12 protein-coding genes are annotated in these 21,528 nt (G+C 59.0%); all 12 read left to right on the forward strand.

The genetic code is table 11. The features are described 5' to 3' along the window. Positions 1-353 precede the first annotated feature (353 nt). The 12 genes from gyrA (at position 354) to L4X63_RS04425 (ending at position 21,128) form a co-directional block, all read left to right on the forward strand. Positions 354-2,858: a DNA gyrase subunit A gene (gyrA, locus tag L4X63_RS04370; protein ID WP_250677366.1), complete on the forward strand. Its 2,505-nt coding sequence runs from the start codon at positions 354-356 to the stop codon at positions 2,856-2,858. A 166-nt stretch (positions 2,859-3,024) separates the two neighbouring features. Then, positions 3,025-4,551 carry a HEAT repeat domain-containing protein gene (locus L4X63_RS04375; RefSeq protein ID WP_250677367.1) on the forward strand — a complete coding sequence of 509 codons (1,527 nt, stop codon included), beginning with the start codon at positions 3,025-3,027 and terminating at the stop codon, positions 4,549-4,551. 207 nt (positions 4,552-4,758) lie between these two features. Further along, positions 4,759-5,766, forward strand: a complete 1,008-nt coding sequence (locus tag L4X63_RS04380; RefSeq protein WP_250677368.1) for an NAD(P)H-dependent glycerol-3-phosphate dehydrogenase — start codon at positions 4,759-4,761, stop codon at positions 5,764-5,766. 121 nt (positions 5,767-5,887) lie between these two features. After that, positions 5,888-8,158 (forward strand): ATP-binding protein, encoded by a 2,271-nt coding sequence (locus tag L4X63_RS04385; protein WP_250677369.1) that lies wholly within the window; start codon positions 5,888-5,890, stop codon positions 8,156-8,158. Then, positions 8,145-9,680 carry a hybrid sensor histidine kinase/response regulator gene (locus L4X63_RS04390; RefSeq protein ID WP_250677370.1) on the forward strand — a complete coding sequence of 512 codons (1,536 nt, stop codon included), beginning with the start codon at positions 8,145-8,147 and terminating at the stop codon, positions 9,678-9,680. Before L4X63_RS04385 ends, L4X63_RS04390 begins: the two co-directional genes overlap by 14 nt. A gap of 420 nt (positions 9,681-10,100) precedes the next feature. Then, positions 10,101-11,165 carry a PAS domain-containing sensor histidine kinase gene (locus L4X63_RS04395; protein ID WP_250677371.1) on the forward strand — a complete coding sequence of 355 codons (1,065 nt, stop codon included), beginning with the start codon at positions 10,101-10,103 and terminating at the stop codon, positions 11,163-11,165. 18 nt (positions 11,166-11,183) lie between these two features. After that, positions 11,184-13,322: a hybrid sensor histidine kinase/response regulator gene (locus L4X63_RS04400; protein ID WP_250677372.1), complete on the forward strand. Its 2,139-nt coding sequence runs from the start codon at positions 11,184-11,186 to the stop codon at positions 13,320-13,322. Between the two features lie 391 nt (positions 13,323-13,713). Beyond that, complete coding sequence (locus L4X63_RS04405; RefSeq protein ID WP_250677373.1) at positions 13,714-14,640, forward strand: ABC transporter ATP-binding protein; 927 nt, start codon at positions 13,714-13,716, stop codon at positions 14,638-14,640. A 514-nt stretch (positions 14,641-15,154) separates the two neighbouring features. Further along, positions 15,155-15,910: an ABC transporter permease gene (locus tag L4X63_RS04410; protein ID WP_250677374.1), complete on the forward strand. Its 756-nt coding sequence runs from the start codon at positions 15,155-15,157 to the stop codon at positions 15,908-15,910. 502 nt (positions 15,911-16,412) lie between these two features. Beyond that, a complete protein-coding gene (locus L4X63_RS04415) occupies positions 16,413-17,492 on the forward strand; it encodes a radical SAM/SPASM domain-containing protein (RefSeq protein ID WP_250677375.1) in 1,080 nt (359 codons plus the stop codon). Between the two features lie 334 nt (positions 17,493-17,826). Further along, positions 17,827-18,846, forward strand: coding sequence for a uroporphyrinogen decarboxylase (hemE, locus tag L4X63_RS04420; protein ID WP_250677376.1), 1,020 nt, complete (start codon positions 17,827-17,829; stop codon positions 18,844-18,846). A 254-nt stretch (positions 18,847-19,100) separates the two neighbouring features. Then, positions 19,101-21,128, forward strand: a complete 2,028-nt coding sequence (locus tag L4X63_RS04425; protein ID WP_250677377.1) for an ATP-binding protein — start codon at positions 19,101-19,103, stop codon at positions 21,126-21,128. The last annotated feature ends 400 nt before the right edge of the window (positions 21,129-21,528 follow it).

A 21,528-nucleotide genomic window follows, 5' to 3' on the forward strand; every position in this document is an offset into this window, starting at 1 on the left:
CTCCTCCGGAGCCGTCCTTTCCCGAAGAAAACCCTCCCTCTCCTCCTCTCTAGCTGCATGACAACTGGATGAAATTCCCCCCCGAACTGTCAGAAAGTGGTTTCCTTGCCCGCGTAAGTATGGTAAGTTGGCCAGTCACAATTCCCGGCCGCAACCTCTTTATTTAACTCCGCTTTGGGTGTGAGTGTCATGAGAGCGGCATGAGAGTTGCGAACAGAGAGGTTGAAGTCATAAACCTCCAGTGAAATCGCTTTCAAGGCGGCGATTTCTCCGCGCTTTGACTTCCGTGACCACAACGGAATCCGCCTTTTGCCTGAATTTCCGTCAAGGTCATTGCCTAGAAAGAGGGATGCATGGTTCTCAATCAGCTGAACAAGGTATCGGTAAACATCGAAGACGAGATGAAACGCTCGTACATGGACTACGCGATGTCGGTCATCGTCGGCCGCGCGCTTCCGGACGTGCGTGACGGGTTGAAGCCGGTTCACCGGCGCTGCCTGTACGCCATGTACGACATGAGCAACGACTGGAACAAGCCGTACAAGAAGTCCGCCCGCGTCGTCGGCGACGTCATCGGTAAGTACCACCCCCACGGCGACACCGCCGTCTACGATACCCTGGTCAGGATGGCGCAGGACTTTTCGCTCCGCTACCCGCTGGTCGACGGCCAGGGTAACTTCGGTTCCATCGACGGCGACCGCCCGGCCGCCATGCGTTACACCGAGATCAGGATGGAGAAGCTCGCCCACGAGCTTCTGAACGACCTCGACAAGGAGACCGTGGAGTTCGGCCCGAACTACGACGACTCCTTGAAAGAGCCGCTGGTTCTCCCCTCCAAGTTCCCGAACCTTCTGGTCAACGGCTCGGCCGGCATCGCGGTCGGCATGGCCACCAACGTCCCCCCCCACAACCTCTCCGAGGTGGTGGACGGCATCGTGGCGATCATCGACAACCCCGAGCTCACCTTCGAGGAGCTGATCGAGCTGGTCCCCGGCCCCGACTTCCCGACCGCCGGCTTCATCTACGGCCGCGAGGGGATCGTCTCCGCCTACAAGACCGGCCGCGGCATCATCCAGATGCGCGCCAAGGCGGTGGTCGAGACCCAGAAGAAGACCGAGCGCCAGTCGATCGTGGTCACCGAGATCCCCTACCAGGTCAACAAGGCCCGCCTGATCGAGAAGATCGCCGAACTGGTCAAGGAGAAGAAGATCGAGGGTATCTCGGATCTCAGGGACGAGTCCGACCGCGAGGGGATGCGGATCGTTATCGAGCTCAAGAAGGACGAGAACCCGCAGATTATCCTGAACCACCTCTACAAGCAGACCCAGATGCAGTCCTCCTTCGGCATCATCATGCTGGCCATCGTGCATAACCGGCCGCGCATCCTGAGCCTCAAGGAGACGATGGAGTTCTTCATCGACCACCGCAAGGAAGTGGTCACCCGCCGCACGATCTTCGACCTGCGCAAGGCCGAGGAGAGGGCCCACATCCTGGAAGGCTTCAAGATCGCCCTCGACAACATCGACGAGGTGATCGCGCTGATCAGGGCCTCCGCCTCCCCCGCCGAGGCCAAGGCCGGCTTGGTGGTCCGCTTCGGCCTCTCCGAGATCCAGTCCCAGGCCATCCTCGACATGCGGCTGCACCGCCTGACCGGGCTCGAGCGCGAGAAGATCCTCGAGGAGCTCAGGGAGATCCTCAAGTACATCGCCCGTCTGAAGGAGATCCTCGCCTCGGAGGCCGAGATCCTCAACATCATCAAGGGCGAGCTGCTCGAGATGAAGGAGAAGTTCGGCGACGTCCGGAGAAGCGAGATCATCGGCCAGACCGCCGACATTTCCTTGGAGGACACCATCGTCGAGGAAGACATGGTGGTCACCATCTCCCACACCGGCTACATCAAGCGTAACGCCGTCACCCTCTACCGCGCCCAGCGCCGCGGCGGCAAGGGGAAGACCGGGATGAAGACCAAGGAAGAGGATTTCGTCGAACAGCTCTTCATCGCCTCCTCCAAGGACTACCTGATGTTCTTCACCGACGCCGGGAAAGTCTACTGGCTGAAGGTCTACGAGATCCCCGAGGCGGGACGCGCCGCCCGCGGCAAGGCGATCGTGAACCTCTTGAACCTGGCCGCCGGCGAGAAGATCACCACCATCATGCCGGTGAAGGAGTTCGTCGAGGACAAGTTCATCATGATGGCCACCAGAAACGGCGTCGTGAAGAAGACCAACCTGATGGAATACTCCCACCCGCGCCTCGGGGGGATCATCGCCCTGAACCTCGACGATGGGGACAAGCTCATCTCGGTGGCGCTCACCGACGGCAAGCAGGACGTGCTCCTCGCCTCGGCCAGCGGTAAGTCGATCCGCTTCAAGGAAGACGAGGTCAGGACCGTCGGCCGCGTCTCCCGCGGCGTGCGCGGCATGACGCTCGAGGACGACGACCTGGTGATCGGGATGGCCATCCTGAACGAGCACTTCACCGATTCCACCCTCTTCACCGTGACCGAGAACGGCTACGGCAAACGGACCGAGATCGGCGAGTACCGCTGCCAGTCCAGGGGTGGCAAGGGTGTCATCACCATCAAGACCACCGAGCGTAACGGCAACGTGGTCGACATCCACCAGGTCTCCGACGAAAACGACCTCATGCTGATCACCGACCAGGGCAAGATCCTCCGGGTCCCGGTGGCAGGCTTCTCCATCATCGGCCGCAACACCCAGGGTGTGCGCCTGATGGTCATGGAGGCGGACGAGCGGGTGGTCGCGGTGGCCCGTCTGGCCGAGAAGGAAGAGGCCGAGGATATCGAGGACGATGAGGAAGAGATCGCCGCGCTGGAAGAGCCGGCCGGCGAGGATTAAACCACCTCCCTCTGAGGATTAACCCCCTCCTTCGGGAACCAGGTCCCCTCCTTTGCGAAGTTTTCGAGACTTCCGGGGACATCGGGTCCCCCCCTTTGAAAAAGGGGGACTTGTTAACACCATTTTGGACGGCGCAGTAATGCAATGAAGTGTTGTGAAGGGCGATATGGGTCAGATTGCTAAGATTGACGACTCCCTCAGGGAGCGGCGGGCTATCCTGGAGATCCTGGACCGGATCCGGGGATGCGGGGCGACTCTGCAGGAGATGGAACAGTTCGGCCACCGGCTGCGTCAGGGGGGTAACCGGGCTTTGAGGCCGCTTCTGCGCGAGCTCTGGAGGGAAACCTCCGGGGAGATGATCACCAAGTATGCGTTCCTGCTCGACTTCTTCGAAACCTCCGGCTGGATCGACGAAATGATCCAGATCGCCATCAAGCGCCGGGACCTCAATGACGAGGCGAAGACGGCGCTCCTCATCGCGCTGGAAGGGTACGGCGTCGACGTGCACTCCCCCCCCTTCCGCGGCATCGAGTTCGCCGGCATCAGCAATCCCCTCGAAAACGTCTCCCACGGAGCGGTCCGTGCCGGTGAGGAAGGTGTCGTCAGCTCCCTGGACGACTTCCTCTCCTACCCCGAGGAGATCCAGCGGGGGATGATCTCCCGCTTCGCCAGCTCCGGCGACCCGCACGCCTGCCGCCTTTTGGAGGCGGTGCTCTGGCACGAGGACCCCGAGCTGGTCCGGGCGGCGCTCGATGCCCTCGGGAAGATCCGCAACCCCGAAGCGGCCGGCGCCCTCTCCCGCTACCTCGCCGACGCCCCGTCCCAGTTCGCGGACCGCACCGAACGAAACCTCAGGAGACTCTCCTTCCTCGGGATCCCAGCCCCTTCCTCCCAGCCGATCGGCGGCTACCACGCGGGCTACGCCACTCCCCCGGACGGGGACGGCTACCGCTCGCTGATGATCTCCCGCTGGACCGGCGACGGCGAACTCGCCGCCCTCTACATGCAGGTCCACGAGAGAAGGGGCCTTCTGGCCGCCTGGGGGGCCGCCAACCTCGACGAGGAGGGATTCAAGGCCGAGGTGGAAGGGTTCAGCGTGCAGGACGACCTGCTCCCGGTCGATCCCTCCTACGTGATTGACCTGATCCGGGACGCCCTCTTCTGGAGCAAGGAACTCTGCTATCTCCCGGCCGACTTCTACATGAGGCGCGGGATGTTCTCCGGCACCGAACTCTCCCCGATCCCCTACGTCCCGGTCTTCAGCCGCGCCGATAACGGCCGCCGGCTGAGCTTCGCCGAGGGGGAGGAGACCTGCCGCGAGATCTTCGGCGATCCCTTCTTCTCCGGCTGGTTCCTGGCGGGCGAGCGCGTGCAGCCGTACGCCGAGGAGTACCAGGGTGGCGCCGACCGCGAGAAGGTGCTCGAGCGCTTCTGCCGCGAACTTCTGACCCCGGAAGTCGAACTGATCCGCGAGCGGATGCTTTTGACCGCCGACCTGATGCGGCGCTGCGGGAGAAAGCCGAACCTGGTAGGGAGGATGGTGTCCCTGGCCGAGAGCCTCGACAACAATCCCCTCCCCCATCATCTCCATCCGTTTTTGCGGGCCTTCGCCATCGAAAGCCTGGAAATCGCCCGCGAGGCGCTGGCCCAGCAGGAGGAGCTCACCCTCCTTCCGCGGGAAGAGCGCCAGTAACAAGATGTTCCCTCCCGCCCCCTCCCGTTGAGGAAGGGGGCCGTGGGATGGGGAACGCCGGGTGCGAGCAGCATACCGGCCTCCCGCCCATAGGTTCCCTCAAGGTTCCCCCCTTTGCGATGTGTCCGCTGAAGCCTCGGCGAAGGGGGGACAGGGGGGATTTTTCTTTTCTTAATTCACCAGCTTTTCCGGAGAAGACAGGCATCCATGCACCACCACGAGAAAGTAGCAGTCATAGGGGCCGGTAGCTGGGGGACCACCCTGGCCGACCTTTTGTCCAAAAGGGGTCACCAGGTAACGCTCTGGGCGTACGAGCCCGAGCTGGTCGAGGAGATGCGGACAACCCGCGAGAACAGCATGTTCCTCCCCGGCATCAAGCTCCACGAGAAGCTCTCCTTCACCAACGAGCTGGCCGAGGCGTACCGGGGCTGCACCATGGTGCTCTGCGTGGTCCCCTCCCAGCTGGTCCGGCGGGTGATGGGGGGATCGGTTTCGCTCATCCCCACCGATGCCGTCTTCGTCTCCGCCTCCAAGGGGATCGAGGTCGACACCCTGGACACCGTCTCGCAGATCTATCAAGAGATCCTCCCTCCCGAGCTCTACGCCCGCTTCGCCGCCCTCTCCGGCCCGAGCTTCGCACGCGAGGTGGCGCTCGAGATGCCGACCGCGGTGGCCGCCGCCGCCGAGAGCGAGGAGATCGCCCGCCGCGTGCAGGAGGCCTTCACCACCAGCTTCTTCCGGGTTTACCGTAACGACGACGTGACCGGGGTCGAGCTCGGCGGGGCCATCAAGAACGTGATCGCCATCGCCGCCGGGATCTCCGACGGCCTCGGCTTCGGGTGCAACACCCGGGCCGCCCTCATCACCCGCGGGCTCGCCGAGATGACCCGCATGGGGATCGCCATGGGAGCCCAGGCCTCGACCTTCGCGGGGCTGGCCGGCATGGGGGACCTGGTGCTGACCTGCACCGGCGATCTCTCCCGCAACCGTTCGGTCGGCATCCAGATCGGCCAGGGGAGAAAGCTCTCCGAGATCCTGGGCGAGATGCGGATGGTGGCCGAAGGGGTGAAGACCACCGAGTCCGCCTACAACCTGGCGAGAAAGCTCAAGGTGGAGATGCCGATCATCGAGAAGATGTACCAGATGCTCTACGAAGACAAGCCGGCCCGCGAAGCGGTGCTGGAACTGATGACCCGTAACCTCAAAGCGGAGTAAGCGGGACGATCCTACGGTAAGTCCCCCTTGCCCCCACCTTTGACAAGGGGGGGGCCTTGCCTTTCCCCGGGATCCCGAGGGGCGGCAGATCGTGACTAATCAGTAAATACAAAGGATGGCGATGCAACCTCGTTTTGGCATACGAACCAAGCTGCTTCTGTCCATCCTCGCCATCCTTCTCCTCTCCTATTCCACCCTTCTCTATTCGACCATGAACACCCTCTCCGCTTCGCTCCACAACGAGTCGCAGCGGAGCCTCGAAGCCAACCTGAAGTTCGCCCGCAGCCAGTTCAGCGACCGTTCCGACATCGTCAAGTACACCCTTTTGCAGTCCTCGCTCTCCAACACGCTCCAGGCGCACCTCGCCGGGCGCGAGAAGGGGGCGCTGGTCGTGCGGCTCAACAAGTGGCACACGGTCCTCCCCTTCCTCGACCTCATGGTGGTGCTCGACCGCAACAAGCGGATCCTCGCCAGGATGGACGGCAAGGCGGCCGGCCAGACGGTGGAATTCCCCGGGGTGGTAGACCAGGCCATGGCGGCCAAGAAGGTGATCACCTCCACCGAGCTCATTCCCGCCCCCCTCCTCTGCCGGGCCGGGGTGACCGGGTTCTGCGGGGGGGCGCGGGCCGGGGGCGAGGCCATGGTGGTCACGGTGACCGTTCCCATCCTCGACCAGAGCGGCCAGGTCCTCGGCTGCGTGGTTACCGGGGACATCATGAACCGGCACCCGAACCTCCCCACCGAGCTCAAGGACGTCTTCGGTTCGGACGTGGTGGTGACCATCACCCAGCGGGGGATGAGGATCGCCTCCTCGCTTCCCCAAAGCCAGGCGAGCTCCTACCATCTCGACGCCCGGGTGATGGACTCGCTGGAGCGCGGCGAGATCTTCCGCGGCGACACCACCATCGACGGCATCCAGTACGAGACCGCGGTCGATCCGCTGCTCAACTCGCGCGGGGAATTCGTGGGATCGCTCGGGGTGGCGGTCTCCATGGAGCGCTTCAGGAAGCTTCGGCAGGAGAGCCTCGACAACATCATGGCCTCCGCCATCCTCGGCATCATCGCCTCCTTCGGGCTTGCCTTCATCGCCTCCCGCAAACTCACCGGCCCCCTGAGGGAGCTCGCCGCCAAGGCCCGCCGCATCGAGCGCGGCGATTTCGATCAGCGGGTCGAAGAGACCCAGTCCGACGAGGTGGGGGTGCTGGCCACCTCCTTCAACACCATGGCCCAGGCCCTTAGGGACCGGGACCGGATCATCAACAGGAAGACCGGCGACCTCCAGGATCTCAACGAGCAGCTGGAGAAGAAGGTCACCGACCGCACCTCCGCCCTCACCATGGAGATGGGGAGGCTCGAGGCGGTGCTCACCTCGCTCGCCGAGGGGGTCGTGGTGACCGACCGCGACAACCACGTGGTGCTCTATAACCCGGCCGCCCAGGAGATGTTCGGACTGGTCCCCCACCGGGTGATCGGGCAGGCGATCGAGAGGGTATGCCAGCTCGGCGGTTTCGAGGGGCTGATCGGGCGCATCCGCGAGCTGCGCGACCCCGAGGCATGGGGAGGGAGCAGCGTGGACATGTCCGTGCGGGGGAAACCGTTCAAGATCTACCTCTGCTCCCTCAACGACGAGCAGGAGGAGTTCGGCGGCATCGTCGTCTCCATGAGGGATGTGAGCGTCGAGCAGCAGGTGGACCGGATGAAGACCGACTTCATCTCCACCGTCTCCCACGAGCTGAAGACCCCGCTCACCTCGATGAAGGGGTCGCTCCAGCTCCTTTTGAACCGCGGCAAGTGGCTGACCGATACCGAAAGGCAGCTTTTGACGGTATGCTTCCGGAACACCCAGCGGCTCATCCGCCTGATCAGCGACATCCTCGACATCTCCGGGATCGAATCGGGGGGGATGCTCTTCACCTTCCGCCCGCTCGCCTTGGGCGAGGTGGCGGTCTACGCGGTCGAGGAGATCAAGTCCTACGCCATGAGCCGCGGGATCACCATCGTCAACACGGTCGGCGAGCATCTCCCGCACGTCTACGGCGACAGCGACCGTCTCATCCAGGTGATGACCAACCTCCTCTCCAACGCGGTGAAGTTCTCGCCGGATGGAAAGGTGGTGATGGTGACCGCCGAGCGGGAGGGGAACTACGTAGTGGTCTCGGTGGCCGACCGCGGCAAGGTGATCGAGCCCAACGACCGCGACAAGCTTTTCAAGAAATTCCAGCAGATCCGGGGAACGGAGCGGCAGAAGGGGGGGACCGGACTGGGCCTCGCCATCTGCAAGGAAATCGTGGACCGCCATCACGGGCGGATCTTCTACACGGCAGCCAAGGAGTACGGGAACACCTTCAGCTTCACGGTGCCGGTCATGGGGGAAACCGATGGACAGGGATAAGATACTCATCGTTGACGACGAGGCGGACATCGCCCTCATTCTTAAACTTCAGCTGGAGGACGCCGGTTACCAGACGGTGAGGGCCCGCGACGGGGTGGAAGCGCTGGAGACCCTGGACCGGGAAGCCTTCTCGCTCATCCTCCTGGACATCAAGATGCCCCGCATGGACGGGCTCGAGGTGCTCGGCAGGATCGGGGGGGAGAAGGTCCCGGTGGTGATGATGACCGCCCACGGCTCCGAGGACATCGCGGTCGACGCCATGAAGAAGGGGGCGCTCGACTACATCTCCAAGCCGTTCGAGACCGAGGACATGCTCCAGAAGGTCAAGCGCGCCATCGCCCAGGACCGGACCCGCAAGGAGAAGGAGAGCCTGGCCCGCCAGCTCGACGAGGAGCGCCTCAAGATGCAGGCGGTCCTGCACGGGATGGCCGACCTCCTTTTGGCGGTGGACATCGAGGGGAGAATCATCACGGCGAGCCGCCAGGCGGCCAAGGTGCTCTGCGACGGCGGCTGCGTGCTTACCGGGCAGATCCTCGAGGACGTTTTGAGGGCCGATGTGGCGGGTGGGGAGCTCCCGAGCCGGACCGTGCTCCGCACCGGCGAGCCCTGCCTCGACGTGGCCTACACGATGAGGGCGGGGACCAAGGAGATTCCGGTCCTCTCCTCCGCCGCCCCCCTGCGTAACAGCGCAGGCGAAGTGGTGGGAAGCGTCGAGATCATCCGCGACATCTCCAAGCTCAAGGAGCTCGAGCAGGAGAAGGAGGATTTCGTCTCCATGCTCTCCCACGACCTCAAGTCCCCCATTACCGCGGTGGTTGGGTCCATCGACCTCGTGCGCGAGGCGAAGCTCGGGCCGGTCAACGGTGAGCAGGTGGAGTACCTCGAGGCGGCGGTGGAGTCGTGCGAGGAGATGGTGGAGATGATCGACACCCTGCTCGGCATCCACAAGTTCGAGGCCGGCAAGATGCGGCTCCAGTTCCGCGAGGAGAACCTGACCCTTTTGGCAGCCAAGGCGGTGGCCAAGTCGCAGCCGGTGGCCCAGCGCGGCGAGATCAAGCTCCTCGCCACGGCGCCCGCCGAGCTCCCGTCGGTCTCCGTCGACCGTAGCGCCATCAACCGGGTGCTGGGGAACCTCCTCTCCAACGCGGTGAAGTTCACCCCGCAGGGGGGCAAGATAGAAGTGGCGCTCGACCTGGTGGAAGACGTGGCGTCCGTGGTGGGCGAGATCCCGCCGGAGAGCTACCAGGAGCGGGAACTTCCCAGGGAAGGGGCCTTCGTGCGGATGCAGGTGCGGGACACCGGGGTGGGTATCCCGGAGGAATCGCTGGGGACCATCTTCGACCGCTTCGTGCAGGCGAGGAACCGGCGGCTCGGCAAGACCCGGGGGACCGGCCTGGGGCTCGCCTTCTGCAGGAAGGCGGTCGACGCCCACAACGGCTTCATCTGGGCCAAGAGCAAACTGGGCGAGGGGAGCATCTTCACCATCATCCTCCCCGCACTCCCCGAGGAACCGGAAGAATAATCAAGGTCAACGGCGATAGAACGCGGATGACGCGGATTGAACGGATTTACGCGGATACTGCGAAAACCTTTTAAAGTTGAACCCGGAAACTAGGTCCCCCCCTTGTCAAAGGGGGGGCAGGGGGGATTTGCAGTTAGAAAGCGGCCACCAGGGTCCCCCCCTGTGCTCACACCGGCCACCCGCCTCACCCCGTAAAAGTTGGGTCAAAAAAGAAGCATCTGTCATAAAAGTAAAATACTCTAAAAAAGTATTCTCATTATCCCCCTTTGTGTTGTAGAATCTATGGTACGCTTTAGCAGACGGCAGATACGTTAACTCTCAGGCAGAGAAGCAGTGCGGCGCTCACAGCGCTTGAAGGCGGGCGATGCCCTCCTCTGTGTTTCCTGTTATCGTTTCTATCTGATATGGCCGGGGGCGACCATGACAAACCTGAGCGACGGAAGCTACAGGGAACTTTTCGACGGTAACCCGCAACCGATGCTAGTACTGTGCGGGGAAAACGGCAGAGTGCTGGCAGCCAATCGTGCGGCCCTCTCTTTGTACGGCTACGGCCGCGAAGAACTTATGGACCGTACTCTGCGCCAGCTTACCGCCGCGGACGGCACCATTCCCCCCGGAACCGGCGATCGCGTCTCCTCAGACCGCCACCGTAAGAAAGACGGCACCCTCTTCGGCGTCGATCTTCGCTGGCACTCCACCACCTTCGAAGGGCAAACGGCCGAGCTCGTCACCATCAGCGAGGCACGCGAGGCGCGGGTAGCCGACCTTGAGCGCCAGGTGGCCGATCGCGCCGCCGAGCTCAACTCCTCCCAGCGCGAGCTGGAAACCTTCTGCTACTCCCTCTCCCACGATCTCAAGGCCCCCATCCGCCACATCGACGGCTTCAGCAAGGCCATCCTGGACGACTTCTCCCCGCAGCTCGACCCCCAGGCGCGCGAATACCTGGTGCGGATCGGCCAGTCCGCCGCCAAGATGTCGCAGCTTCTCGAGGCGGTCGGCCAGCTCGCCCGGGTCTCCCGCACCGACCTCGACCGGCAGCCGGTGAACCTGAGCGTCCAGGCCCAGATCTACCTTTTGGGGCTCAAGCACCGCTTCCCCGGCCGCGATGTGGAGATCGACGTGGCGGAAGGGGTGAGCGTGCAGGCCGATCCCCGGCTGGCCCGCCAGCTGGTGGAGATCCTTCTGGACAACGCCTGGAAGTTCTCCTCCAAGACTGAAAGCGCCCGGATCGAGTTCGGAGCCGCGGAGAAGGAGGGGGAACTGGTCTGTTTCGTGCGCGACAACGGCGCAGGATTTGACATGGCCTACGCGGAAAAGTTATTCTCCGTCTTTCACCGGCTGCACCGCGCCGACGAGTTCGAAGGAAGCGGCGTGGGGCTTGCGGTGGCCCAGCGGATCGTCCGCCGCCACGGCGGGAGGATCTGGGCCGAGAGCGCACCCGGCAAAGGCGCCATCTTCTATTTCACCCTTCCTGCACCGCAATAACGAGAACAAGGCAGCACGATGTCCAAACTCCTGAAGGTCCTACTGGTCGAAGATTCCCCCGAAGACGGCATGCTCCTTTTGCGCGAGTTGAAGCGCGGAGGTTACCAGCCCCAGCACCGCCGGGTGGAGAGCGCGCCCCAGATGCGGGAGACGCTGAAGGCCGACAACTGGGACGTCATCCTCTCCGACTACCATCTCCCCGGCTTCGACGCGCTCGGAGCCCTGCGCGTGCTCCACGACAGCGGGCAGGATCTCCCCTTCATCATCATCTCCGGCAAGGTCGGCGAGGACCTCGCGGTCGCCGCCATGAAGTCCGGCGCCCACGATTACCTCATGAAGGACAACCTGACCCGCCTGATCCCCGTGGTCGAGCGGGAGCTCAGGGAGGCTTCCGAGCGGCGGGTACACCGGGCCACCCAGGAAGAGGTGGTGCGGGCCAAGGCCGAGTGGGAGGCGGTCTTCAACGCGGTCTCCGACCTGATCTTCATCACCGATTCCGAGGGGATCGTGGAGCGGTGCAACCGCAGGGCGAGCGACTACTTCGGCGGCTACGGGCAGGTGCTCGGGCGCTGGATCGACGCCATCTTCTTCGGGGAGGGAGAACCGGAGCAGAAAGTCTTCCGCTTCGTCCACATGATGGGGAACGAGGTCGAGGAGGACGTCACCTTCCCGAACCTGAAGGGGTGGTACAACGTAGCGAGCTACCCGATGAAGTTCGAGCACGGCCGAAGCGGCTACGTCTTCATCATCAAGGACATCACCAAGAGGCGCGAAGTCGAAGAGGAAAAGCGGACCACCGACCGCGAGCTCCTCACCATGTACGCGGTCGCCTTCAAGCTCAAGTACACCCAGGGGCTCGCGAAGCTGACCGGCGAGCTCCTCTTCCAGCTGCACAACATGCTGCAGATGGAATTCTCCTTCATCCATCTCTACCGCAAGGAGCGGCTGGCCATGCAGGGCTCCCTCGGCCTCTCCGCCGGGATGGACGCCGCCATGAAGTCGCTCCCCAAGACGAGCCAGTGGAGTCACCTCACCCAGAAGGGGAAACCGTTCGAGGGGGACGGTGCCGACGACCGGTTCCCGCCCAAGGCGCGGGGCGAGGCCAAGGAGATGGGGATCCATTCCTGGTGCTGCGTGCCGATCATGGTCGGCCAGGAAGTGGTCGGGGCCATGACGGTCGGGACCCGCTCCGAGCGCGTGTTCAATCCCCGCGAAGTCTTTCTCCTCTCCTCCATCGCCGGGCAGTACGCGGTCCTGGTGGAGAACTACAACCTGTACGACCAGATGAAGGAAAAGGCCGACGAGCTCTACCGGAGCAAGGAAGAGCTGAAGGTCAACCTGCAGAAGGTGAGGAGAGCCAACCTCGAGCTGGGGAGGCTCAACACCGCCAAGAACAACTTTATCGGGATCGCCTCCCACGAGCTGAAGACACCGATCACCTCCATCATGGGGGGATCCGAGTTCCTCCTGAAGTATTCCGGCCTGCAGATGACCCCGGAACAGCACAGTATCCTCGCCTCCGTGTACGAAGGAGCCTCCCAGCTAAGAAAGCTCGTCGAGGATCTCCTCTCCATCTCGCGGATCGAGACCCAGGGGACTAGCCCGCAGAAGCGTCCCGTCAATCTGGTGCAGCTCGCACGCGAGGCGCACGACCTGTTCATCCTCCCCCTCTCCGAGCGGCACATCGCCGTCCACGTATCCGGAGACGAGAGCCCGGTCCCGGTCGACGAGGCCTTCGCGCTTTTGGCGGTGAAGAATCTTTTGGAAAACGCCATCAAGTTCACACCCGACGGCGGGACCGTCGAGCTGACCGGCAGCAAGGTCAAGTCGAACCAGGTGAAGAGCATGGTGAAGACCCTCAAGCACTTCTACCCGAACTTCCCGGGGAACCTGGCCCAGGCCGGCACCTACTACCATTTCCAGGTAAAGGACTCCGGGATCGGGATCCCCGAAGAAGAGCGGGTGCGGATCTTCGACAAGTTTTACGGCGTGGGAGAGATCGAGCACCACACCTCCGGCACCACCGCCTTCATGAGTAAAGGAAGCGGCCTGGGGCTCTCCATCGTCAGGGGGATCATGGAAGTCCATCAAGGCGCCGTGTGGGTCGAAAGCGAAGAAGGGAAAGGAAGCACCTTCTCGCTCCTGTTCCCGCTATAGGCAAAACCATAGAACGCGGATGACGCGGATTGAGCGGATCAACGCGGATAAATCAAAGGCTTAAGGGTTACCCCGAAGTCAGGATCTTTAACGATTTTGACGTATCCCCCATAGCATGTGTTTGATCCGCCTTTATCCGTAGTTTCCGTGTCATCCGTGTTCCCATGTTTTCGCCTTAACTCTAAAGCCTTTCGGGTTTAATCCGCGTAAATCCGCCCAATCCGCGTCATCCGCGTTCCGATTTTGATTTTGCTTAAGGTGTAACCCAGAGTTTTTGTCTAATCCGCCTTTATCCGTTCCATCCGTGTCATCCGTGTTCCCCTGGTTTAGGTTCATAGTTCCAGATTTTGACCCATTCGCCTTGTCCCCGATTTCCATGTAAACTTCAACCATGCACCCAGCCATCCGCCTGCACGAAATAACCAAGACCTACGGCGACTTCACCGCCGTCAACAGCTTCAACCTCGAAGTCGAGCGCGGCACCGTCTTCGGCCTCCTTGGCCCCAACGGCGCGGGCAAGACCACCCTGATCAAGATCCTCACCACCCTCATGCGTCCGACCTCCGGCGACGCCTTCGTCGAGAATTACAGCGTCACCACCGCCGGCAAAAACGTCCGCAGCGTCATCGGCGTCGTCCCCCAGGAAAACAACCTCGACCGCTACCTGACCGCCCGGGAAAACCTCATCCTCCACGCCCGTCTGCACGGCATGCCCTCCTCCGAGTACAACCGGCGCATCGACGAACTGTTGGAGATGACCGGCCTCTCCGGCCGCCAGAAAGATTTCCCCGACACCTTCTCCGGCGGGATGCAGCGCCGCCTGATCGTCGCCCGCGCCCTCGTGCACGAGCCCCGCGTCCTGTTTCTGGACGAGCCGACCACCGGCCTCGATCCCCAGTCCCGGCGCGGCGTATGGGACTACATCCGCGGCCTCAGGAAGACCATGACCGTCTTTCTGACCACCCACTACATGGACGAGGCCGACATGCTGTGCGACCGGATCATGATCATGGACCACGGCGTCTCCCTCGCCGACGGCACCGCCGCCCAGCTCAAAGAAGCCTTCTCCAGAGCCCACGTGTACGAAGTCGAGTTCAGGGAGAACAGCGAACAGTACGAAAAAGTGATCCGCGCCCTCCCCTTCGTGAGAAACGTCGAGAAGATAGAAGAGACCTACCGGATAACCTTGGAGAGCGAGCGGTACATAAAGCAGATGATGGACGCCCTGTCCGGCGCGGAGATACGGAAGATCTGTCTAAAAGAGCCGACCCTGGAAGACGTCTTCATCTCCCTGACCGGGGAGAAGATAAGGGAGTAACGATAAAGGCGGATAAACCAGAGGCATTAGAACGCGGATGACGCGGATTGAGCGGATCACCGCGGATACGGCAAAGGCGAAAGGCAGAGACAAAGCATGGAACACGGATGACACGGATTGGACGGATAACGGCGGATACGGCAAAACCTATTTAGGGTAAAACCTGAAACCGGAACGGAAGTCAAAACCATAGAACACGGATGACGCGGATTGAACGGATAACCGCGGATACTGCAAAAGCACGTTCAGTTATGCTTAGGTTTAAGGTGTAACCCCCAAAGTTTTTAGTTTGATCCGCCTTTATCCGTAAAAATCCGTGTCATCCGTGTTCCCAGGTTTAGGGTTAACCCCAAAGCTTTAAGGTTTAATCCGTGTAAATCCGCCCGATCCGCGTCATCCGCGTTCCGGTTATGTTTAGCTTTACGCTGTACCCCAAAAGTTTTGTAGGCTTGATCCGCCTTTATCCGTTCCATCCGTGTCATCCGTGTTCCATCGTCCTTTACGGAGCCGATAAATGTTCAAAGGTGCGATATCAATCTGGGGTCGCGACATGCTGGTCCTCCGCCGGAGCATCCTCTCCGAGCTGATCGCCGTCGTCGCCTACCCCCTCACCCTCTACCTTGCCTTCGGCTACGGCCTCAAAGGCTACATCAACGCCGTCGACGGCGTCCCCTACTCCCTTTTCATCGCCCCCGGCCTCATCTCCATGACCGCCGTCAACGCCGCCTTCGACGAATCCGCCTGGAGCATGTGGTTCCACCGCCGCGTCCAGCGCACCATCGAGGAATACCGCACCACCCCGGTCACCGTGTACGACATCGTCATCGGCAAGATCTTCTCCGGCTTCTCCCAGGGCTCCATCAAAGGCGCCGTCGTCTTCCTGGTCATCGCCCTCCTGACCCCCTTCCGGATCGACTACGCGCACCTCCCGCTCTACCTCCTGGTGATCGCCATCTCCTCCATGACCTTCTCCTGCTTAGGGACCATCTGCGGAACCGTCATCGACAAGCCGGAAAACATCGGCCGCGTCAATTCCGTCGTCATCGTCCCCCTCATCTTCATGGCCGGGATCTTCTTCCCCCTCTCCTCCTATCCGGCGATGATCCTCCCGATCATCAAGCTCCTGCCGACCACCGCCGTCTTCGAAGGCGCACGCGACGCCCTCCTCTTCGGAACCGTCCCCCTCCCCTACCTGATCAATCTCGTCCTCACCGCCGCCCTCCTCTTCGCCATCGCCGTCTACACCTTCAACCGCAAAATGTCCGAGTAGCCACGGAGAAAATCTGATTTAGCCACTGAGACACGGAGAACGTCCGAGAAAACCATAGCCACGGAGACACGGAGAACATCTGAGACACCAAAACTGGGGGGTGACTTAAAGACGGAAAGTCTTTGATTTGGCCCTCCCCAAAAGTTTGTTGTTAGGCATTTGCCTCACTCAGATTTACTCCGTGTCTCCGTGGCAAAGGGTTCTCAGAAGTTCTCCGACCTCCTCCGTGACAAAGATTAAAGCCTTTTTCTTTTCTCCGGTTTCCTCCGTGTCTCCGTGGCAAACGCCTTTCAGCGATTATTCTTGAGTTATAAACCCCTTTCATAGTAATCTTTGCGTTAAACTTCTACCCTGGTCATCAGCCCACCCAGAAGGGGTGAGCCGGATGAGAGAGCGCTCCTGTTGCAGAGCCAGAACCTTTGGCGCGAATACCATTCCCTGCCCAAGTCTATGAGCCCCCCGCCGCACGCCGCGCCATCCAGGACGACATTGGAGAAAATAGATGGCTGAAGAGTTTGTGCCCAAATGGATAGCCTGGGAAACTACCCAGCGCTGCAACCTCAAATGCGTCCACTGCCGCTGCTCCTCCGAGCTGACCTCGTCCGAGGGGGATTTCACCACCGAAGAAGGTAAGAAGCTGATCAAGGAGATCTCCGAGTTCTCCAAACCCGTCATGGTCCTCTCCGGCGGCGAGCCGCTGATGAGGCCGGACATCTTCGAACTGGCCGAGTACGGCACCTCGATGGGGCTCCGTATGTGCATGGCCACCAACGGCGCGCTCGTCACCGACGAAGTCTGCGAGAAGATGAAGAAAGCCGACATCAAGATGGTGTCGCTCTCCCTCGACGGTTCCACCGCCGAGACCCACGACAATTTCCGCCAGTGCCCGGGCTCCTTCGAAGGAGTCATGCGCGCGGCCGAGCTCTTCAGGAAACACGGCCAGAAGTTCCTGGTCAACTCCTCCTTCACCAAGCGTAACCAGACCGACATCGCCGCCACCTTCAAAGTCGCCAAGTCCATCGGTGCCACCGCCTGGTACATGTTCATGATCGTCCCCACCGGCCGTGGCGAAGAGATCATGAACGAGCTGATCTCCAAAGAAGACTACGAAGAGATCCTCGACTGGCACTACCACCAGGAGAAGATGGAAGACGACATCCTCATGCGTCCGACCTGCGCGCCCCACTACTACCGGATCGTGCCGCAGAAAGCCAAAGCCGAAGGCGAGAAATTCGAGCGTCGCTCGTTGACCTTCTCCACCGGCGGCGGCAAGGGCTGCATCGCCGCCCAGACCATCTGTCTCATCGACTGCTACGGCAACCTGAAGCCCTGCAGCTACTTCCACAGGACCGCCGGGAACGTGAAAGTCACCCCGTTCAAAGAGCTCTGGGAGAACAGCGAGATCTTCAAAGATCTGAGGAACTTCAAAGCCTACAAAGGCAAGTGTGGCCAGTGTGAGTACATCAACGTCTGTGGTGGCTGCCGGGCGAGAGCCGATGCCGTGCATGGCGACTACATGGAAGAAGAACCGTTCTGCAACTACGTACCGATAAAGGTACAGCGCGAGCAGGACAAGAAGTAAGGCGAACCATAGAACGCGGATGACGCGGATTGAGCGGATCCCCGCGGATTAACCCAAAGCTTTTAGGGTTAAACCAAGATTTAAGGCCTAGACCCAGGTGTTCCCCTAAAAGCCTTTGCTTGATCCGCCTTTATCCGTAACATCCGTGTCATCCGTGTTCTATCAAGGTTCAGATTTTGTTTTAACCCCAAAGATTTAGATTTATCCGCGTAAATCCGCGTAAATCCGCACAATCCGCGTCATCCGCGTCATCCGCGTTCTATTCGCTTTTGCTTTTTGTGCTTTTATCCGCTTTTATCGTTTGTACTTTTTTTAAACCAAGGAGGGATATTCAATGAATACTAGATTTCTCGACGCCTGTTGGGGGAAGCCCGTTGACGTAGTACCTGTCTGGCTGATGCGTCAGGCCGGCCGTTACCTTCCCGACTACATGCGCGTTCGTTCCACCTGCACCTTCCTCGAACTGTGCAAGACCCCCGAGCTGGCCTGCGAAGTGACCGTCCAGCCGGTCGACATCCTCGGTGTCGACGCCGGCATCCTCTTCTCCGACATCCTGACCCCGATCGAGCCGATGGGTATGAAACTCGACTTCACCCCTGGCCCCGTCTTTGAAAAGCCGATCCGCACCATGGCCGACGTCGAAGCACTGAAGATCCCCAAGATGGAGACCGACGTCCCCTACGTGCTCGAGGCCCTGAAACTCATCCGCAAGGCCCTGGCCACCAAGGTTCCCCTGATCGGCTTCGGCGGCGCCCCCTTCACCCTCGCCTGCTACATGGTTGAAGGCAAAGGCTCCAAAGACTTCGCCGCCCTTAAGAAGATGATGTACGCCGAGCCGGAAGTGTACGCCGCCCTGATGGAGAAGATCACCACCATGGACATGGAGTACCTGAACGCCCAGATCGCCGCCGGTGCCCAGGCCATCCAGATCTTCGACACCTGGGGAGGCATGCTTTCCCCCGCCGACTACGAGCGCTACGTCCTCCCCTACACCCAGCGTCTCATCAACGGCCTGAACCGTACCAACGTCCCCGTCATCCACTTCGTTAAAGGCGCCGGCACCATGCTCGAGATCGTGAAGCAGGCAGGTGGCGACGTGATGGGCCTCGACTGGCACATCAACCTCGGCAAAGCCCGTGACATTCTCGGCGACATGGCCGTCCAGGGCAACCTCGACCCGACCGTGTTGTTCGCCCCGAAGGAAATCATCGAGCGCGAAGTGAAAAGGGTGCTCGACGAAAACGCCGGCCGCCCCGGCCTGATCTTCAACCTAGGCCACGGCATCCTTCCCACCGTCCCACCGGAAAACGCCATCTACATGGTAGACTGCGTCCACCGACTCTCGCAGAAATAGGCGCTTCGTCAAAGGGCGGCCCCGAAAGGGCCGCCCTTTTTTGTACCTGAGCCAGGAGGCTATCAGGAAATTTGCCTATGTTTTGCCTTGCAAAATACCAATAGCTTTGTTCTAATCTGCCTCGCTGAATACGTGCAGTTAAATCGCAAAGACTTTCGGGCCTATTTGGCGTTTGTTCAACCGACAAGATGGAAACACCATGAAACGCATGGGTGGTGTTCAATCCAGCAAGCATCAAACACAGGAGAAGGTGTATGGACCCGTTGCTGTTAAGTGAACGTATAAAGAGGACAATAGAATTGAGCGAAAGCCAATTCCGTGAGTTTAAAAGCGCCTGGGAGGGGCACCCTGACAATAAAAAGCCACGGGATTCAAAGTCAGTTGCAAAAGATATAAGCGAAACTTTGGTTTCCTTTGCAAATGCTGAAGGTGGTGAACTTCTTATAGGTGTTGAGGATGACGGTACAGTAACAGGCATAGGATATAGGGATGAAATAATTGGTAACCTCTTGGCCATCCCTAAAACTGGAGTGCATAAAGATACTCCGTTGGTGGGTGCTATAGCGAGAACTATTGCGATTGAAGATAAAACGATCCTCTACTTCTCCATTGATAAAAGCACTGTAACTGTACACCAAACGAGCGACGGCAAGTGCATGCAGCGAAGAGATAGGGAAAATTGTCCTGTTTCAGCAATGCATTTACAGTTTGAGAGGCAAGAACAACTTTCTCGCGAGTACGATCGATCTTTTGTTGATCGCGCTGAGGTTCTTGATCTTAATTTAGATTCAGTAAGAAACCTTTCTGAGTACATAATAAAAATGTCACCCGAAAAATGCCTTCAATACTTAGGTCTAGCCGAGTACGGAATGGGCCTTTTAAAACTACGACGAGCAGCGCTTCTCCTCTTTGCGAAGGATGTATCTCTTTGGCACCCTCGTTGTCAGGTACGGGTAGTTCGAGTACGTGGAATCGAGATGAAGACCGGAAGGGAATACAATGTAACCTATGACGAGGTTGCAAGAGGAAACATTCTCGAACTCATCAATTCGGCGTGGGAAAAACTTAGACCGCATTTGGTTGAGACAAAATTAACTCCAGATACTTTGTTTAAAGAGCAGGTGATGTACCCGGAAGATGCGTGCAAAGAGGCATTGATCAACGCCGTCGTACACAGAGATTATAGCATTGAAGGTCAAGGAATTGAGATATTTATCTACGATGACCGTATGGAAATCAAATCACCTGGCAGTTTATTGTCAACTATTAAAGTTGATGAGTTGCGAAAGCTTTCCGGAAGGCACGAATCTCGAAATGCTTTAATTGCGAGAACTTTAAAGGAAATAGGTTACGTTAGAGAAATGGGTGAGGGAATGAGGCGCATTTTTCAATTAATGATGCAATCAGATCTTGTTCAGCCCGAACTCAAGTCAGTGCCCGGAACCTTTTCTATCACCCTCCGCCACAGATCTGTTTTTTCGGAAGCTGATCAGGTATGGCTTAATGGATTTAAACCTATCAAGCTGAGTAGAGAGGAGATGTTGATTGCATTGTTGGGGAAGGCAGGAAAAAAAATTTCTCCTCAGCAGATATATGACACATTAAATCTGGTTGATTGGGATGTGTATAGAAGTATTTTTGAACAGGCCCACTGGAAGGGGCTTATTTACAACGCAATGGCAAAAAGCGAGAAAAACCGACTTGCAGCTAACAAGAAAATGTCCAAAAGAGAGTTACCACGCATTGCTGTCCATGATCCTGAAGTTATTGAAAAAAGTTTACTTGATATTTTTTCGGCCATACGTTCAATAGGACCAATCAGAATGTTTGATACAAAGTTCATAGAAAACATCACGTCACGTCTTCCTGAGGGTAACATTTATAAAAGTGAGTTAAGTATTACGCATTTTACTAAATTATTAGTGTTCATTCAAGTGATTGACGAAAATAAACTTCCAACTAAGTTAACTGAAAGAATGTGGGATGATTCGACAGTCAGTGGCAATGAAATAAAAACTAAAGGTTTAAAGCAATTATCGCCACAACCTGCGTCAGGTCGAAGGCTATATGTGGCCAACCTACCAAGCAAGTGCAATAAAAAGGAAATAAACGAATTCTTTAGTAATTACGGAACTGTCACTGACATAGACAAAAGGCCCTACTTTGCCTTTGTAGAAATGTCAACTTGTGCTGAAGCTGAGACAATTTTGCGTGAACGTTCCCTGGAACTACTTGGGAGTATACTGAAAGTATCACCAGCAACACCAAAAGATAAAAAATAATGGCACACGGGGGGAAACAAGACCGGCATGAAGAGGAATGATTGGAAGCCTTTTTTGTCCGATGACGAGCAGCTACAGATTAAATTATCAATTGAAGCTCCAGAGCGGCAGGTAATTCTAATTGATTAATTTCACCTAGTGAATCTTGTGATAGCGTTTCATGCAAAGACTGTATTCACAGATAATGAGTTGACGGAATATTTAGAGAGAGCAGCGGCGACTATCTCGGTTCCAGATGGGTCTGCTACCTTTGCTCATTTGCTGAATCAACTGGTGAAGACGCAGAGGGGACGTCGAAGGCGTCGGCAGCAGAAATTCGAGGGGGTCACCCATTAAAGGCTGTCGGTCAAGGGCAAAAAACTCCCCTAAACAAGAACATTACCTTTCCTTGCTTTGTCGT

It is taken from the genome of Geomonas sp. Red32 (genome assembly GCF_023652955.1).
Classification (GTDB): Bacteria; Desulfobacterota; Desulfuromonadia; order Geobacterales; family Geobacteraceae; genus Geomonas.

Excerpts from the sequence above, each read along its gene's own strand:
- L4X63_RS04380 (WP_250677368.1), top strand. The coding sequence starts at position 4,759 with ATGCACCACCACGAGAAAGTAGCAGTCATAGGGGCCGGTAGCTGGGGG.
- L4X63_RS04395 (WP_250677371.1), top strand. The coding sequence starts at position 10,101 with ATGACAAACCTGAGCGACGGAAGCTACAGGGAACTTTTCGACGGTAAC.
- L4X63_RS04390 (WP_250677370.1), top strand. The coding sequence starts at position 8,145 with ATGGACAGGGATAAGATACTCATCGTTGACGACGAGGCGGACATCGCC.
- L4X63_RS04400 (WP_250677372.1), top strand. The coding sequence starts at position 11,184 with ATGTCCAAACTCCTGAAGGTCCTACTGGTCGAAGATTCCCCCGAAGAC.
- L4X63_RS04415 (WP_250677375.1), top strand. The coding sequence starts at position 16,413 with ATGGCTGAAGAGTTTGTGCCCAAATGGATAGCCTGGGAAACTACCCAG.
- L4X63_RS04385 (WP_250677369.1), top strand. The coding sequence starts at position 5,888 with ATGCAACCTCGTTTTGGCATACGAACCAAGCTGCTTCTGTCCATCCTC.
- gyrA (WP_250677366.1), top strand. The coding sequence starts at position 354 with ATGGTTCTCAATCAGCTGAACAAGGTATCGGTAAACATCGAAGACGAG.
- L4X63_RS04410 (WP_250677374.1), top strand. The coding sequence starts at position 15,155 with ATGTTCAAAGGTGCGATATCAATCTGGGGTCGCGACATGCTGGTCCTC.
- L4X63_RS04405 (WP_250677373.1), top strand. The coding sequence starts at position 13,714 with ATGCACCCAGCCATCCGCCTGCACGAAATAACCAAGACCTACGGCGAC.
- L4X63_RS04375 (WP_250677367.1), top strand. The coding sequence starts at position 3,025 with ATGGGTCAGATTGCTAAGATTGACGACTCCCTCAGGGAGCGGCGGGCT.
- L4X63_RS04425 (WP_250677377.1), top strand. The coding sequence starts at position 19,101 with ATGGACCCGTTGCTGTTAAGTGAACGTATAAAGAGGACAATAGAATTG.
- hemE (WP_250677376.1), top strand. The coding sequence starts at position 17,827 with ATGAATACTAGATTTCTCGACGCCTGTTGGGGGAAGCCCGTTGACGTA.